The sequence below is a fragment of the Micromonospora craterilacus genome, assembly GCF_003236315.1.
Lineage (GTDB): Bacteria > Actinomycetota > Actinomycetes > Mycobacteriales > Micromonosporaceae > Micromonospora > Micromonospora craterilacus.
On sequence record NZ_POTY01000179.1, the window covers coordinates 1 to 14,897 of the forward strand.

Genomic DNA, 14,897 nt, shown 5'->3' on the forward strand with positions numbered 1-14,897 from the left:
GGGTGGGATAGTAGCTGGTCGTGAGTCGGTATGGGGTGTTGATTCTGCCCGCTAGCAATCGGGTGTATGCCGGGGCGTCGGTTGAGCTGACGCGGGCGGAGCTGGAGATATTCGGCGACGCGGTGCTCGGAGGGCGGATCGGTGAGGTGGGCACCGCCGACGTCGGCGGGGCGCGGTACGTCACCTTCGCCGCCGAGGGCGGGCTGAGCGAGCGGGACGCGGCGTTGCTGGGCAACCTGTCCAGCGCGTACGCGCTGTTCGAGTTCGTCGGCGACCTGCTGCGGCCGGTGCCGCTGAGTCGACTCGACCGTTTCGACGACGACCTGCTCACCATTCAGAAGTACTCGGGCAAGACCAACGAGCAGTTCACCAAGCTGCTGCTCAACGTCACCCTGCTCGCCTCGGCCTGGGCCGGTGACCTGCTGACCCGACGGTTCCGGGTGCTCGACCCGCTGTGCGGCCGGGGCACCACCGTCAACCAGGCGATGATGTACGGCTTCGACGCCGCCGGGGTGGACCGGGACAGCAAGGACTTCGAGGCGTACCAGGCGTTCCTCACCACCTGGCTGAAGCGTAAGCGGATCAAGCACCGGGTGCTGGAGTCCGGGCCGGTGCGGCGGGAACGCAAGGTGGTCGGCCGGCGGCTGCGGCTGGAACTGGCCGCCTCCAAGGAGGCGCACAAGGCCGGCGACCTGCAGTCGGTGGACGTGGTCAACGCCGACACCACCCGGGTCGGCGAGTTCTTCCGCCCCGAGACGGTCGACGTGCTGGTGGCCGACGCGCCGTACGGCGTGCAGCACGGCAGCCGTACCGCCGAGACCGGCCTGGCCCGCGACCCGCTCGCGTTGCTCACCGCCGCCGCGCCGGGCTGGGCGCGGCTGCTGCGCCCCGGCGGCGCCCTCGGCATCTCGTGGAACACCAACGTGGCCCGGCGCGAGGCCGCCGCCGAACGGCTGGCCGCCGCCGGCCTCACCGTGCTGGACGACGGCCCCTGGTGTGCCCTGTCGCACCGGGTGGACCAGGCCATCGTCCGCGACGTCCTGGTGGCCCGCAAACCCGCCTGACTCAGGTTGCCGGGCCGAAGGCGGTGAGGAAGCGGTCACGGAAGGAGTCCATCCGCCAGACCGGGGCGTCCGCGTCGGGGGTGAGACCGTCCTGCCAGCCCCAGTCGGTGATCCGCTCCAGCACGGCCGGGTCCTTGGCCACGATGTGGATCGGCACGTCCGGGCTGGGGTTTTCGCCGGTCACCACCGGCGCGGGCTGGTGGTCACCGACGAAGACCAGCACGGTGTCGTCGTCGCCGTACGTCTCCAGGTAGGAGATGAGGGTACGCAGCGTGTAGCTGATCGAGTGCCGGTAACCGGTGCGGGCCTGCGCCGTCGGGGTGCCGATGATGCCCTGGCGGAACACCTCCCCGTCGTCGATGGCGTCCCAGTCGACCAGCGAGGGCACCTTGGTCCAGGGGGAGTGGCTGGAGACCAGCGCCAGCTCGGCCATCACCGGCCGGTCCCGCGGCCCGACCCGCTCCCGCTGGTGGAACGTGTGGATGGCGAACTGGTCGGGCATTGGGGAGAAGGCGAACCTCGGCCCCTGGTAGCCCAGGTCGGGTCCGCTGTAGAACTGCTCGTAGCCGTAGAACTTCCCCTCCGGCCAGGCCTGGTTGACCGCCGGCATCACCCCGACGGTGCGCCAGGAGGCGCGTTGGAACGCGTTACCCAGAGTGAACCGGTCGCTGGCGAGCAGGCTCTTGTGGCGCTGGTTGTTGTCGATCCACAGCCCGGACAGCAGGGTGGCGTGCGCCAGCCAACTGCCGCCGCCGATGGTCGGCGAGCTGAGGAACCCGCTGCGGGCGGCGAACCCGGCCGCGGCCAACCGGTCGGAGCCCTCGTCGAGCACCCGCTGGACGGACGCGAACTCGGGGTCTGCGACGGCGTCCCGGCCGTAGCTTTCCACGAAGGCGAACAGCACGTCCTTGCCGCGCAGCCCGGTGAGCAGTTGGTCGCCAGGTACGTCGCGGAACGGGTCCACCCCGACCTCGGCGGCGAACGCCTCGCGGTCGTGCAGCCGGGCACGCACCTCGACGGCGTGGTCGTGGACCAGCGTGCTGGCGTTGGTGTCGGCCACCGTCACGCCGGTCACGATCCGGGCCTCGAAGGCGGCGAGCAGCGCCCACACCAGCACCAGCGACGCGACGACCCGGGTGCTGCCGGTACGGTGCCGGACCAGCAACCCGGACAACCGCACCGTGGACAGCGCGGTCAGCACGGGTAGGGCCAGCAGCAACAGCGCGGCACCCACCGCGATGCCGATCGCACCGGCCCGGCCGATCGACTCGGCCACGAAGCTGAACGCCTCGTCGAGCAGCGACCAGTCCAGCACCAGGTCGAACGGGCGGCCCAGCGACGAGTAGAAGCCCAGGTCGCCGAACTTCACCACGGCGACGAGACCGATCAGCACCCCGGACACCGCGGCCACCACCTGCCGGGGCCGGCCGGGCAGCGCGAGCAGCAGCGCGCCGAGCAGCAACGCCTCCAGCGGGATGCGCAGGAACGCGCCGGGCTGCATCCGCCACGGCTGGTTGGGCAGCGTCAACGCGGCCAGCACCAGCGCGGCGGCCAGCACCGTGACCACCCGGGCCAGTACGGCTCGCCGTCGACGGGGCCGGGTCGCCTTGCCGGTGGCCGGAGCGGGCGTCGGGTCGGAGATCGACAACTGGTGCTCCCGGATCAACGCAGTGACAGGACGGGCACGGCCGGCCGGTCGTGCTCCTCGGCCCGGTCGGTCCGGCGGACACCGAGCGGCACGGTCGCCACGACCAGCGCCGGAACGGCGCGGGGCGCCCGGTGCCGCCACAGCCAGGCCACGTCCCGCCCGAACGACTCGACCAGCAGGCCGAGCGCCGCCACCAGCAGGAGCGTCGTCAGTGGGCCGGGCAGCGTCTGGGACGCGGCGACCGCGAGCACGATCCCTTGGACCGCGGCGACCACCTTCCGCCAGTAGCGGGGCGGCAACTGCGCGTCCATCCAGGGCAGCACCCAGCTGGCGGCGAGGAAGGCGTACCGCATGACGCCGATGGCGAGCACCCATCCGCCGACCGACGGGGCGACGTAGAGGCTCAGCATCAGCACCAGGAACGAGTCGACCTCCATGTCGAACCGCGCGCCCAGGGCGCTGACCGTCCTGGTGCGCCGGGCCACCTTGCCGTCGACGGCGTCGAGCGCCAGCGCCACCGTGGTCAGCGCGACCAGCACCACCACCGGCGCGGGACGGCCGGCGGTCAGCGCGTCGGCGATCAGCGCGGTCACCCCGCCGACGAGCAGCCCGCGGCCCATCGTGACCCAGTCGGCCGGGCCGAGCCGGGCCGAACCGGCGCGTCGCAGCCCCCGGATGAGCACCAGACAGGTCACGGCACCGTACGCCAGGCCCGCCAGCCAGCCCGCGACGCCGAGACCGACCGTAGCGGCGAGCCCCGCCAGCAGGACAATCTGGACGATCAGCCCGATTTGCGGACCGGTTCGAACTGTGGACACCGTGCCTCCGTGTTTATGATCGACGACCCCTGTCAGGGAATTACGGGAAATACGACGGATCGGTTCGGTCCGGACGCAGGTAAGGGAGAAATTCGGTGACCCGAGCGGCCCGCGCCTTCTGGCTCCGCGCGCCCGGCGCGGGCGAGATCCGCCCGGTGACGCTGCCCGAGCCGCGCGCCGACGAGGTCCTCGTCCGCAGCCGCTACTCCGGGGTCAGCCGGGGCACCGAGACGCTGGTCTTCGCCGGTGGCGTGCCCGCCAGCCAGTACGCCACGATGCGCGCCCCGTTCCAGGAGGGCGACTTCCCCGCCCCGGTCAAGTACGGCTACCTCAGCGTCGGCGAGGTCGAGCAGGGCCCGGCTGACCTGCGCGGCCGGACCGTGTTCTGCCTGCACCCGCACCAGAGCGCGTACGTGGTGCCGGCCGACGCCGTGACCGTCGTACCGGATCGGGTGCCGGCGGCCCGCGCGGTGCTGGCCGGCACGGTGGAGACCGCGGTCAACGCGCTGTGGGACGCCGCGCCGCTGGTCGGCGACCAGGTCAGCGTCGTCGGCGGCGGGATGGTCGGCTGTGCCGTGGCGGCGCTGCTGGCCCGCTTCCCCGGAGTCCGGGTGGAGTTGGTCGACACCGACCCGGCCCGGGCCGAGGTGGCCGCCGCGCTCGGTGTCGACTTCGCCGCGCCCGAGGCCGCCACCACCGGACGCGACCTGGTGGTGCACGCCAGCGCCACCGGCACCGGGCTGCAACGCTGCCTGGACCTGCTCGCGCCGGAGGGCACCGTGCTCGAACTGAGCTGGTACGGCGACCGGCCCGTCCAGCTGTCACTGGGGGCGGCGTTCCACTCCGGCCGGCTGACCATCCGCAGCAGCCAGGTGGGCATGGTCGCCCCCGCGCGGCGCGGCAGCCGCAGCTACGCCGACCGGATGGCCCTCGCCCTCGACCTACTGGCCGACCCGGCGTTCGACGCGCTGATCACCGGCCGGTCGCCGTTCGCGGAGCTGCCCGACGTGCTAACCCGACTGAGCGCCGGCAGCCTGCCCGCCCTCTGCCACCTCATCACCTACGACGGGGAGTGATCCGTGTTCAGCGTGACCGTCCGTGACCACATCATGGTCGCCCACAGCTTCCGCGGCGAGGTCTTCGGCCCGGCCCAGCGGTTGCACGGCGCGACGTTCGTCGTCGACGCCACCTTCCGCCGCCCCGACCTCGACGACGACGGCATCGTGGTCGACATCGGGCTGGCCATCGAGCAGCTCAAGGCGGTGCTCGGCGAGCTGAACTACCGCAACCTCGACGACGAACCCGCCTTCGCCGGCACGAACACCACCACCGAGGTGCTGGCCCGCACCATCGCCGACCGGCTCGCCGACCGGGTGCACGCCGGTGACTTCGGCGCGGGCGCCCACGGACTGGCCGGGATCACCGTCACCCTGCACGAGTCGCACGTCGCCTGGGCCAGCTACGAACGGACCCTCGGGCCGGGCGGTGCCGGCGAGAACCTCGCCTGAGGTGTCGACCCTGCACGTGATCCTTCCCGGCGACATCGACGACCCGGCGTCGCCCAGCGGCGGCAACGGCTACGACCGCCGGATCTGCACCGGCCTCACCGCGGCCGGCTGGTCGGTACGGGAACACGCCGTGCCGGGCGCCTGGCCCCAGCCGTCCCCGACGGAGCACGCCGTACTGGCCGGGGTGCTCTCCGGGCTGCCCGACGGTGCGCCGGTGCTGATCGACGGCCTGATCGCCTCGGTGGTGCCGGACGCACTGGCCGCGCACGCCCGGCGGCTGTGCCTGGTCGCCCTGGTGCACCTGCCCCGCGACGACGACACCGAGGCGCGGGCGCTGGCCGCCGCCAGCACAGTCATCGCCACCAGCGACTGGACTCGCGCCCAACTGCTGCGCCGGTACGCGCTGCCCGTCGACCGGGTGCACGTCGCCGCACCGGGGGTGGATCCGGCGCCGCCCGCGCCGGGCTCGCCGGCCGGCTCGGCCCTGCTCTGCGTCGCCGCGGTGGCCGCGCACAAGGGGCAGGACGTGCTGGTGGAGGCCCTCGCGGCGGTCACCGACCGGCCCTGGACGCTGGCCTGCGTCGGCCCGCTGCACCGGGAACCGGCGTTCGTCGACCGGCTCCACGAGCGGATCGCCGCCCGCCGGATCGGCGACCGGGTACGGCTGGCCGGCCCGCTGGCCGGCGACCGGCTCGCCGCCGCGTACGCCGCCGCGGACCTGCTGGTGCACCCGTCGCGCGGGGAGACGTACGGGATGGTGGTCACCGAGGCGCTCGCCCGGGGCATCCCGGTGCTCGCCACGGCGGTCGGTGGCCTGCCCGACGCCCTCGGACACGCGGCCCCGGACGGCCGCCCCGGCCTGCTGGTGCCGCCCGGCGATCCGGCCGCCCTGGCGACGGCGCTACGCCGCTGGCTGGACGACGCAAAGCTGCGCGAGCGCCTACGTCGTGCCGCCCGACGGCGGCGAACCACCCTCGAGGACTGGACCACCACCACCAACCGCATCACGGCAGCGCTCAAGGAGGCGATGGCGGCATGAGCGAGCGGCAGCGAGCGAATCATCAAGCGCTGTGGACATGCCGGCCCGCAGCGGAGCGAGGGGGCGGCATGAGCGTGGATCTTCCACCGGATTTCGCGCAGTGGCTCGCGCTGCGGGAACCCGCCGACGTGGCGGCCCGGTCGGCGGAGCTGGTCGGCACGGTCCGCGCGGCGCTGACCGGCGGCGGGCCGTTCGTCGTGCACGACCTCGGCGCCGGCACCGGCTCGCTGGGTCGTTGGCTGGCCCCGCTGCTGCCCGGGCCGCAGCACTGGATCCTCTACGACCAGGACCCGGACCTGTTGGCCCGAGCCCAGGCCGGCCTGCCCGCTACCGCCGCCGACGGCACACCGGTGACGGTGCAGACCCGCCGGGGTGACCTGACCCGGCTGTCCGCCGCCGACCTGGCCGACGCCGCCCTGGTCACCGCCTCGGCCCTGCTCGACATGCTGACCGTGGAGGAGGTCGACCAGTTGGTGGCGGCCTGTGCCGAGGCCGGTTGCCCGACGCTGTTCCTGATCTCGGTTACCGGGGCGGTGCGGCTCAACCCGGCCGACCCGCTGGACGCCGAGGTCGCCGACGCGTTCAACGCCCACCAGCGCCGTACCGTCAACGGTCGTCGGCTGCTCGGGCCGGACGCGGCCGACGCCTGCGTCGCGGCGTTCGCCCGGCACGGCGTGACCGTCGAGACGCGGCCCAGCCCGTGGCGGCTCGGGCCGGACCAGGCCGCCCTGGCGGCGCAGTGGTTCACCGGCTGGCTGGACGCGGCCCGCGAGCAACGCCCCGAGCTGACCGACCGTACCCGTGACTACGCGCAGCGTCGGCTGGCCGAGATCGAAGCCGGCCGGCTCGATGTTTCGGTCGACCACGCTGACCTGCTCGCCCTGCGTCGTTGAACCGTCGGCCGCCCGGTTACGTGCGTACAGTCAGGGAAGATCGCCATGCCGGGGAGGCTCGCGTGGGGGATGAAGCTGGTGGCGCCGTTTCCACGGGTGCCCCGGCGGGTCGTTCGTTCTGGGGGTGGGCGCGACTGGTCCTGGGGCTCGCCGTGCTGGTGGGGTTGTTGTGCTGGCTGGGCACCGGTCCGTTCCTGGCGGGGCTGCGCCTGATCGACGCGCCGGCGCTGGTCGCCGCGCTCGCCATCGGCGTGCTCACCACGGTCTGCGCCGCCTGGCGGTGGAGCCTGGTCGCCGGTGGCCTCGGGGTTCGGCTGCCGCTGCGCGAGGCGGTGGCGCACTGCTACCGGGCGGTGTTCCTCAACGCCACCCTGCCCGGCGGCGTCCTCGGCGACGTGCACCGCGCGGTGCGCCACGGCCGTGACGTCGGCGACGTCGGTCGCGGGATCCGGGCGGTGGTCTGGGAGCGGGTCGCCGGGCAGGTCGTGCTGGTCGCCGTCGCGGTGGTGCTGCTGTTCGCCTTCCCGTCGCCGGTGCGGCCGTACCTGCCGGTGGCCACTGCGGTGGCGGTGGCGGTGCTGGCCGGCGTGGTGCTGACCGCCCGGCTGTTGCCGCGCTCCGGCGCCTCCCGGTTCACCCGCGTGGTGGGCACCGCCGTCACCGACGTGCGCAGCGGGTTGCTGGGCCGGCGTACCTGGGCGGGCGTGCTGTTCGCCTCGGCGCTCGCGGTCGGCGGGCACCTCGCGACGTTCCTGGTGGCGGCCCGGACGGCGGGCTCCACCGCCCCGCTGAGCCTGCTCCTGCCGCTGACCCTGCTGGCCCTGCTCGCGATGGGGGTGCCGGCCAACATCGCCGGGTTCGGCCCCCGCGAGGGGGTGGCCGCGTGGGCATTCGCCGCCGCCGGCCTGACCGCCGCCGAGGGGGTGGCCACCGCGACGGTGTACGGGGCTCTGGTGCTCGTCGCGAGCCTGCCCGGCGCCGCCGTGCTGCTGGCCCGACGTGTCCGTGTACCCGCCACCGTCTGACGAGGAGACCCATGTCCGAATCACTGCCTGTCGCTACCATCCGGACGCAGGTCACCGTGCCGCTGCGGTTCTCCGACGGCTACGCCACGACCGCCCGGCTGCACACCTTCGACGGGCTGGTCGACGGCCGGGAGCACCTCGCGTTCGCCCTCGGTGAGGGCCACGGCACGGTCGAGCGGGGCGGGGCGGTGCCGCTGGTCCGCCCGCACAGCGAGTGCCTCACCGGTGACGTGTTCGGCAGCCAGCGCTGCGACTGCGGACCGCAGCTGCGCGAGGCGGTGCAGCGGATCGCCGAGGTCGGCGGCTACCTGCTCTACCTGCGGCAGGAGGGTCGCGGCATCGGCCTGTACGCCAAGCTCGACGCGTACGCGTTGCAGGACGCCGGGTTGGACACCTACGAGGCCAACGTCGCGCTGGGCCACGAGGAGGACGAACGCGACTACAGCGTCGCCGCGCAGATGCTCGCCGCGCTCGGTGTCGGGCCGATCGCGGTGCTCAGCAACAACCCGGAGAAGACCGAGCAGTTGGGCCGGCTCGGGGTGACCGTGACCGAGCAGGTGCCCACCGGCGTGTTCCTCTCCCCGGCCAACGCCGACTACCTCGCGGCGAAGGCCAGCCGCGCCGCCCGTGCCGCCGACCTCCCCTTCGTCCGGTGACCGGCCCGACGACCGCGCCGCGGCCGTACGTGCTGCTCAGCTGCGCGACCTCGATCGACGGCTACATCGACGACGCCACCGACGAGCGGCTGCTGCTGTCCAACGACGCGGACCTCGACCGGGTCGACGCGGTCCGCGCCGGCTGCGACGCGATTCTGGTGGGCGCCGGCACGGTACGCCGCGACGACCCCCGGCTGCTGGTCCGGTGCGCCCACCGCCGGGCCGACCGGCTCGCCCGGGGCCTGCCGGAATCACCGACCCGGGTGACCGTGACCGGCTGCGGCGACCTGGACCCGGGCGCCCGGTTCTTCACCGTCGGTGACACCGACCGAATCGTCTACTGCGCCAGCGGCTCGGTGGACAAGACCCGGCACCGGCTGGGCGAACTGGCCACGGTGGTCGACGCCGGCGACCCGGTCGACCTGGCGCGGACCTTGGCCGACCTGGCCGACCGGGGGGTACGTCGCCTGCTGGTGGAGGGCGGCGCCCAGGTGCACGGCCAGTTCCTCGCCGCGGGGCTGGCCGACGAGCTGCACCTGGTGGTGGCCCCGTTCTTCGTCGGGGACCGGCGGGCGCCGCGGTTCGTCGGCGACGGCCGGTTCCCGTGGCATCCAGGGCGGCGCGCCCAGGTGGTGGAGGCCCGCCAGATCGGCGACGTGGTGCTGACCCGCTACGCGTTGTCGGACCGCTGCGAACCGGCTTGAGCGCGGTCGAGCCGGCACCCCGATGTTAAGAAGGGGCCCTTGCTATGCATGAGGCGTTAAGAAGGGACCCTTCCTTACACCTCAGGCGGAGCGGTCGAGGAACATCAGGCGGGCTTGCTTGTGGGGCAGGTCGATCAGCGGGCCCTCGACGAAGCCGGCTCGCCGCAGCCGGGCGATCGCCCGCTCGTTGCGGGCGTCCGGCTCCATAACCAGTCGCAGCCGGTCGGGGTCGGTGAAGACGAAGGCGACGAACTCGGCCAGCAGCGTGCCGGTGAAACCCGGTTCGGGCCGTACCGGCGTGCCGATCAGGAGGTGGCCGCCGTGGTCGCCGGGGCGTACCGGGTAGCACTCGCCGACCGGGTCGTGCTCGGGCTGGTACGTCTGGAACAGCGCCACCGGGTCGCCGTCGCGCAGCGTGAGGTACGCGTGGTGGGTGGGCAGCGTGTCCACGTACCGGTAGATCTCGGCGACCCGGTCCCGGTCGGCGTCGAGCATGCCCCAGAACCGGGCCCGCTCCTGGCTGACCCAGCGGTGGATCACATCGGCGTCGGCGTCCGGCTCGACCGGCCGGAACGTGACCACGCCGAAACCGGGCACGTGACGCTCGTGGTGGTGGAGGTCAGTCATGGTGCTCCTCGGTCAGCCGGGCCCAGTCGCAGGTCACCTCGATCAGTTCGCCGCGTACCCAGAGCGGCAGCTGGTCGTCGCGGTGCGGCCCGGCGCCGGCGGCACCGAGTGGTACCACCCAGCGGCTGTTCTCGCGGCGGGCCAGGTCCCACACGTAGCGGGCCGCCGGCCCGCGCTGGCACAGGTCGGTGATCCCGGGGACGCTGGAGGTGGCCAGTACACAGTCGTGGTCACCGGCCAGTTCCGGCCCCGGCGGCGCGCTCGGGTCGGGCAGCGCCCGCCACGGCACGAGCCGGTGCCGGTCACCCCAGCGGCGGGTGTCACCGGCGGCGGCGACCTCCTCGGCCGCTTCCCGGATCAGCGCCGCCCGGTCCAGGCCGGGTAGGTCGGCGTGGAGCAGCGGCGTCAGCGCGTACCCGACCCGGGGCAGCAGGGCCATCCAGGACCGGAACACATCCGGGTAGGCCGGCGGCTCGGCCAGGGCGGCCAGCGCCGGGTGGGCGGCGAGCCGGCGCACCACGGCCGCCCGCAGGTCGGCGAAGGTCGCGGCGTCCACGCTGTCCGCCGCCATCCGACGGTCCCAGGTCAGCAGCCGCTCCCGCAGCGCGACAGCCCCGGCACTGAGCCCGTCCAGGCCGGCGAGCAGGTCCAGCAGCGGTCCGGCCGCGGCGAGGTGGGTGTCGGTGTGCACGGTGGACATCTGCTCGGCACGCCAGCCGGTGCCGGCAGCGAGCAGCGCGCGGATCCGGTCGGCGCGGTACGGCGGGGCGAACTCCACGCCCAGATCGGCGGCGATGCCGCGCTCGTTGGCCATCACCGCCACCTCGTCGACCGGGGACTTGGGCATCGCCACCCAGCCCCGCCAGGCGTGGCCGGCGTCCCAGGCGGGGACCACTCGTCGGCCGTTGTCGGGGTGGCGCTGCGGCACCCGGCCGGCGACGCGGTGCAGCAGTCCACCGGCCGTGTCGGCGGCGAGCACCACGTTGACCGGCTCGACCCAGCCGTCCAGTGCCGCGTCGACGTCGCCGACGGTACGGGCACGCAGCAGCGCCGGCAGCACCGAGAAGCCGAGGTCACCGGTGACCCGGGGCGGATGACGCAGGCTGACCGTGACGGCGGGGTCGTCGTCGGGACCGCCGGAGATAACCGGCCCCCGCTCGGTCTCGATCACCTCGACCTCGACCGGGTCGGCGCCGGCCACCTCGATCGTCTCGACCTGCCGGTACGCGGCCTGCCAGCCGTCCGGCCCGTACGCCTCGACCACCGTGCCACGGCGGCGCAGCCGTTCGGCGTACACGTCCTGGTAGTCCGACATCGCGTTGGTGATGGCCCAGGCGACCTCGCCGGCGTGCCCGAAGTGCGCGATGCCGGGTATCCCGGGCACGGCGAACCCGAGCACGTCGTACTCCGGGCAGGCCAGGCGGATCTGCTGGTAGATGCCGGGGGACTCGATGAACCGGTGCGGGTCACCGGCGATCAGCGGTGCCCCGCTGGCGGTACGCGCCCCGGCGAGCAGCCACCCGTTGCTGCCCGAGGTGACGTGACCGTCGACGGCGAACAGCCCGGCCGCCGGCGCGCCGAGCGTGCGCGCCACGTGTTCGCGCCAGAGCTTGGTGGGGAAGCCGGCGAACAGCACGTGGTGGGTGAGCCACAGCGCCAGCGGCGTCCATGGCTGCCAGCGGCCCGGGGTCAGGCCGGTGGCGGCGAACTCGGGTGTCCGGGCCGCGCCCTCGGCCAGCCCGGCGTTCACCCCGTCGACGTAGCGGCCGACCCAGCTCGCGGTGGCCCGGTCGAGGGCGGCGTGGCAGCGCCGGGCGGTGTCGTCCAGCCGGACCCGGCGGGCGAACACGTCCCAGGCCACCGCGTCGGCACCGAGGAAGGCCGCGCTGGTGCCCTGCGAACGGTGCCGCTCCACCTCGATCTGCCAGGCCCGGTCGAGGGCGGTGACCTGGCCCTGCGCGTAGGCCAGCGACTCGGGATCGTCGGCGCGCAGGTGCGGGATACCCCACTGGTCGCGGTATCGCTGTCCACTCGCGGTGGTGCTCCGCTCGCTCACCGGGTCACCGTACCGGCGCGGGTACGGGCCGCCGGGACCACCAGGGGAGTGCCGGTCTCCGGGTCCTCGATGACCCGGCAGGGCAGGCCGAAGACCTCCTCGACCAGGGCGGCGGTGACGATCTGCCGAGGTTCGCCGGCGGCGACCACCCGGCCGTCGCGCATGGCGATCAGGTGGGTGGCGTACCGGGCCGCGTGGTTGAGGTCGTGCAGCACCGCGACCAGGGTGCGGCCCTGCTCCTCGTGCAGCCGGGCACACAGGTCGAGCACCTCGATCTGGTGGGCGATGTCGAGGTAGGTGGTCGGCTCGTCCAGCAGCAGCAGCGGAGTCTGCTGGGCCAGGGCCATGGCCAGCCAGACCCGCTGCCGCTGGCCGCCGGAGAGTTCGTCGACCAGCCGGTCGGCGAGGTCGGCGACGCCGGTGGCGGCCATCGACTCGGCCACGATCCGCTCGTCGGAGCGGGACCACTGCCGCAGCAGACCCTGGTGCGGGTAGCGGCCCCGGGCCACCAGCTCGGCCACGCCGATGCCGTCCGGGGCGATCGGCGACTGCGGCAGCAGCCCGAGGGTACGGGCCACCGCGCGGGCCGGGCGCCGGTGGATGTCCGTCCCGTCGAGCAGCACCGCCCCCTCGGCCGGTTTGAGCAGCCGGGACAGTGCCCGCAGCAGGGTGGATTTGCCGCACGCGTTCGGGCCGATGATGACTGTGAAGGACCGGTCCGGGACGGTGACGGTCAGGTCGTCGGCGACGACGCGCCGGTCGTAGGCGAGCCGTAGCCCGCTGCCTCCGAGCCGGGAGGTCGGCATGCTGGTTGCTCCGTTCTCGTCGATGGTGGTCACAGCCGGCCGGCCCGGCGCTCGGTGGCCAGCAGCCAGACCAGGTAGCCGCCGCCGATCACGCCGGTCACCACGCCGACCGGAAGCTGACCGGGGAAGGCCCGCAGCGCCACCTGGTCCGCGGTGACCGTCAGCAGCGCACCCACGATCGCCGCCGGCAGCAGGTTGGCCCCGGGCGCCCGGGTCAGCCGCCGGGCCAGGTGCGGGGCGGTGAGCGCGACGAACGACACCGGGCCGGCGGCGGCCGCCGCGAGGGAGACCAGCAGCACCGCCGCGGCGAGCAGGATCATCCGTAACCGGGGCAGGCTCACCCCCAGCCCGGTTGCGGCGTCGTCGCCCAGCTCGGTCATCCGCAGCGCCGGGCCGCAGGCGAGCAGCACCGGCACCGCCACCACCAGGGCGGCCAGCAGCGGCGCGGCATCTGACCAGCCGCGACCGTCGAGGCTGCCGGTGAGCCAGAGCACGGCCCGGGCCGCGTCCATCAGCGGCGCTCGGGTCAGCAGGTAGCCGTTGACGCCGGTGAGGATGGCCGTCATGCCGATGCCGACCAGCACCAGCCGGAAGCCGTGCACGCCTCGCCGCCAGGCGATCAGGTGGATCAGCAGGCCGGTGGCGATGCCGCCGAGGGCCGCGGCGCCGGCGAGGGCGGCGCTGCTGCCGCCGAGGACCACCACGACCAGTGCGCCGGTGGCCGCGCCCTGGGTGAAGCCGAGGATGTCGGGGCTGCCCAGCGGGTTGCGGACCAGCGACTGGAACACCGCCCCGGCCAGGCCGAGCGCGGCACCGACGGCCAGGCCGGTGACCAGGCGGGGCAGTCGCAGCTGGGTGACGATGAACTCCTCGGCCGGGCTGCCGCCGCCGGTCAGGGTGCGCAGTACGTCGGCCGGCGTCATCGGGTAGTCGCCGTGGCCGACGGCCAGGACGCCCACCGCGAGTGCGAGCAGCGCGCAGGCGAGGCCCACGGCGACGGCCCGGGGGTGCAGCCGGAGGGAGAGCCGGCCGGGAGTGCGGATCACGATCATGGGCGGGCCGTCCTGGTCCGGGTGACTAACCAGAGGAAGAGCGGGCCGCCGAGCACCGCGGTGACGATGCCGACCTGGAGCTCGCCGGGTCGGCCGAGGACTCGGCCGAGCACGTCGGAGCCGAGCAGCAGCACCGGGGCGAGTAGCGCGCTGTACGGCAGCAGCCAGCGCAGGTCCGGCCCGGTCAGGGCGCGGACCAGGTGCGGCACGAGCAGCCCGACGAAGACGATCGGCCCGCAGGCGGCGGTGGCGGCGCCGCAGAGCAGGGTGATCGCGGCGATCACCATTGCCCGGATCAGCGCCGGGCGGGCCCCCAGCGCCCGGGCGGCGTCCTCGCCGAGGGCCAGCGCGTTGAGCGGCCGGGCCGCGGCCAGGGCGACCAGCAGCCCGACCGCGATGAACGGGAGCACCTGCCGCACGGTGTCGGTGTCGGCGCTGGCCAGTGAACCGACGGTCCAGAAGCGCAGCCGCTCCAGACCGGCGGAGTCGAGCAGCATCACCGCGCTGACGTACGAGTAGAGGGCCGCGTTGAGCGCCGCGCCGGCCAGCGCCAGCCGGGCCGGGGTGGCCGAGCGGCCGCCGCCGACGGCGTACACGCCGACGGTGACCGTGGCCGCGCCGAGCAGCGCGAACCACACCTGGCCGGTGCCGCCGCCGACGCCGAACAGGGCCGCCGCGGTGGCGATCGCGGCGGCGGCGCCGGCATTGATGCCGAGCAGGCCGGGATCGGCGAGCGGGTTGCGGGTCAGCGCCTGCATCGCCGCGCCGGCGACGCCGAGCGCGGTCCCGGCGAGCAGGCCGAGCAGCGTACGCGGCAGGCGCATCTGCCGCACCACGGCGTACTCGGCGGCGTCGCGGTCCAGCAGGGCCGACCACACCTCGGACAGCGGGACGGGTTTGGCGCCGACGGCGATGCTGAGCACCGCGACGGCGAGCAGCGCCAGCGCGGCGACGGCGAGACCGGTGGCCCGCCACGCGGCGCGGCGGTGCCGGGGTGGCGG

The 14,897-nt window shown here is 74.3% G+C and carries 13 protein-coding genes and 1 pseudogene; 8 read left to right on the forward strand and 6 right to left on the reverse strand.

Annotation, left to right across the window (positions count from 1 at the left end; genetic code table 11):
- The first annotated feature begins 20 nt into the window (after positions 1-20).
- Positions 21-1,064: a TRM11 family SAM-dependent methyltransferase gene (locus C1I95_RS23840; protein ID WP_111216831.1), complete on the forward strand. Its 1,044-nt coding sequence runs from the start codon at positions 21-23 to the stop codon at positions 1,062-1,064.
- A 1-nt stretch (position 1,065) separates the two neighbouring features.
- On the opposite strand, the pseudogene C1I95_RS23845 reads toward C1I95_RS23840, so the two are convergent.
- Positions 1,066-3,530: pseudogene (locus C1I95_RS23845) on the reverse strand (CDP-alcohol phosphatidyltransferase family protein).
- 95 nt (positions 3,531-3,625) lie between these two features.
- Between C1I95_RS23845 and C1I95_RS23850 the strand changes: the two are divergent.
- From C1I95_RS23850 to C1I95_RS23880, 7 genes are all read left to right on the forward strand, one after another.
- Positions 3,626-4,606 carry a zinc-dependent alcohol dehydrogenase gene (locus tag C1I95_RS23850; protein ID WP_111216833.1) on the forward strand — a complete coding sequence of 327 codons (981 nt, stop codon included), beginning with the start codon at positions 3,626-3,628 and terminating at the stop codon, positions 4,604-4,606.
- Between the two features lie 3 nt (positions 4,607-4,609).
- Positions 4,610-5,038 carry a 6-pyruvoyl trahydropterin synthase family protein gene (locus tag C1I95_RS23855; protein ID WP_111216835.1) on the forward strand — a complete coding sequence of 143 codons (429 nt, stop codon included), beginning with the start codon at positions 4,610-4,612 and terminating at the stop codon, positions 5,036-5,038.
- A 1-nt stretch (position 5,039) separates the two neighbouring features.
- Entirely contained in the window at positions 5,040-6,077 is a 1,038-nt protein-coding gene (locus tag C1I95_RS23860; protein WP_199523877.1) for a glycosyltransferase family 4 protein, read from the forward strand.
- A 68-nt stretch (positions 6,078-6,145) separates the two neighbouring features.
- Complete coding sequence (locus tag C1I95_RS23865; RefSeq protein WP_111216837.1) at positions 6,146-6,970, forward strand: class I SAM-dependent methyltransferase; 825 nt, start codon at positions 6,146-6,148, stop codon at positions 6,968-6,970.
- A gap of 62 nt (positions 6,971-7,032) precedes the next feature.
- The gene (locus C1I95_RS23870; RefSeq protein ID WP_111216839.1) at positions 7,033-7,995 is read left to right on the forward strand and encodes a lysylphosphatidylglycerol synthase domain-containing protein; all 963 of its coding nucleotides are present in this window, start codon (positions 7,033-7,035) and stop codon (positions 7,993-7,995) included.
- An 11-nt stretch (positions 7,996-8,006) separates the two neighbouring features.
- Positions 8,007-8,651, forward strand: coding sequence for a GTP cyclohydrolase II (locus C1I95_RS23875; RefSeq protein WP_111216841.1), 645 nt, complete (start codon positions 8,007-8,009; stop codon positions 8,649-8,651).
- Positions 8,648-9,355 (forward strand): RibD family protein, encoded by a 708-nt coding sequence (locus tag C1I95_RS23880; protein ID WP_111216843.1) that lies wholly within the window; start codon positions 8,648-8,650, stop codon positions 9,353-9,355. The genes C1I95_RS23875 and C1I95_RS23880 overlap by 4 nt, the downstream gene beginning before the upstream one ends.
- An 81-nt stretch (positions 9,356-9,436) precedes the next feature.
- Here C1I95_RS23880 and C1I95_RS23885 read toward each other — a convergent pair whose 3' ends face one another.
- From C1I95_RS23885 to C1I95_RS23905, 5 genes are all read right to left on the reverse strand, one after another.
- Positions 9,437-9,982 carry a GNAT family N-acetyltransferase gene (locus C1I95_RS23885; protein WP_111216845.1) on the reverse strand — a complete coding sequence of 182 codons (546 nt, stop codon included), beginning with the start codon at positions 9,980-9,982 and terminating at the stop codon, positions 9,437-9,439.
- Positions 9,975-12,038 (reverse strand): penicillin acylase family protein, encoded by a 2,064-nt coding sequence (locus tag C1I95_RS23890; protein WP_111216847.1) that lies wholly within the window; start codon positions 12,036-12,038, stop codon positions 9,975-9,977. Before C1I95_RS23890 ends, C1I95_RS23885 begins: the two co-directional genes overlap by 8 nt.
- The gene (locus C1I95_RS23895; protein ID WP_111216853.1) at positions 12,035-12,844 is read right to left on the reverse strand and encodes an ABC transporter ATP-binding protein; all 810 of its coding nucleotides are present in this window, start codon (positions 12,842-12,844) and stop codon (positions 12,035-12,037) included. Before C1I95_RS23895 ends, C1I95_RS23890 begins: the two co-directional genes overlap by 4 nt.
- A 29-nt stretch (positions 12,845-12,873) precedes the next feature.
- Positions 12,874-13,896: a FecCD family ABC transporter permease gene (locus tag C1I95_RS23900; RefSeq protein WP_111216849.1), complete on the reverse strand. Its 1,023-nt coding sequence runs from the start codon at positions 13,894-13,896 to the stop codon at positions 12,874-12,876.
- Positions 13,893-14,897: FecCD family ABC transporter permease (locus tag C1I95_RS23905; protein ID WP_233513843.1), on the reverse strand; the 1,005-nt coding region annotated here is incomplete at its 5' end. The genes C1I95_RS23905 and C1I95_RS23900, both read right to left, overlap by 4 nt.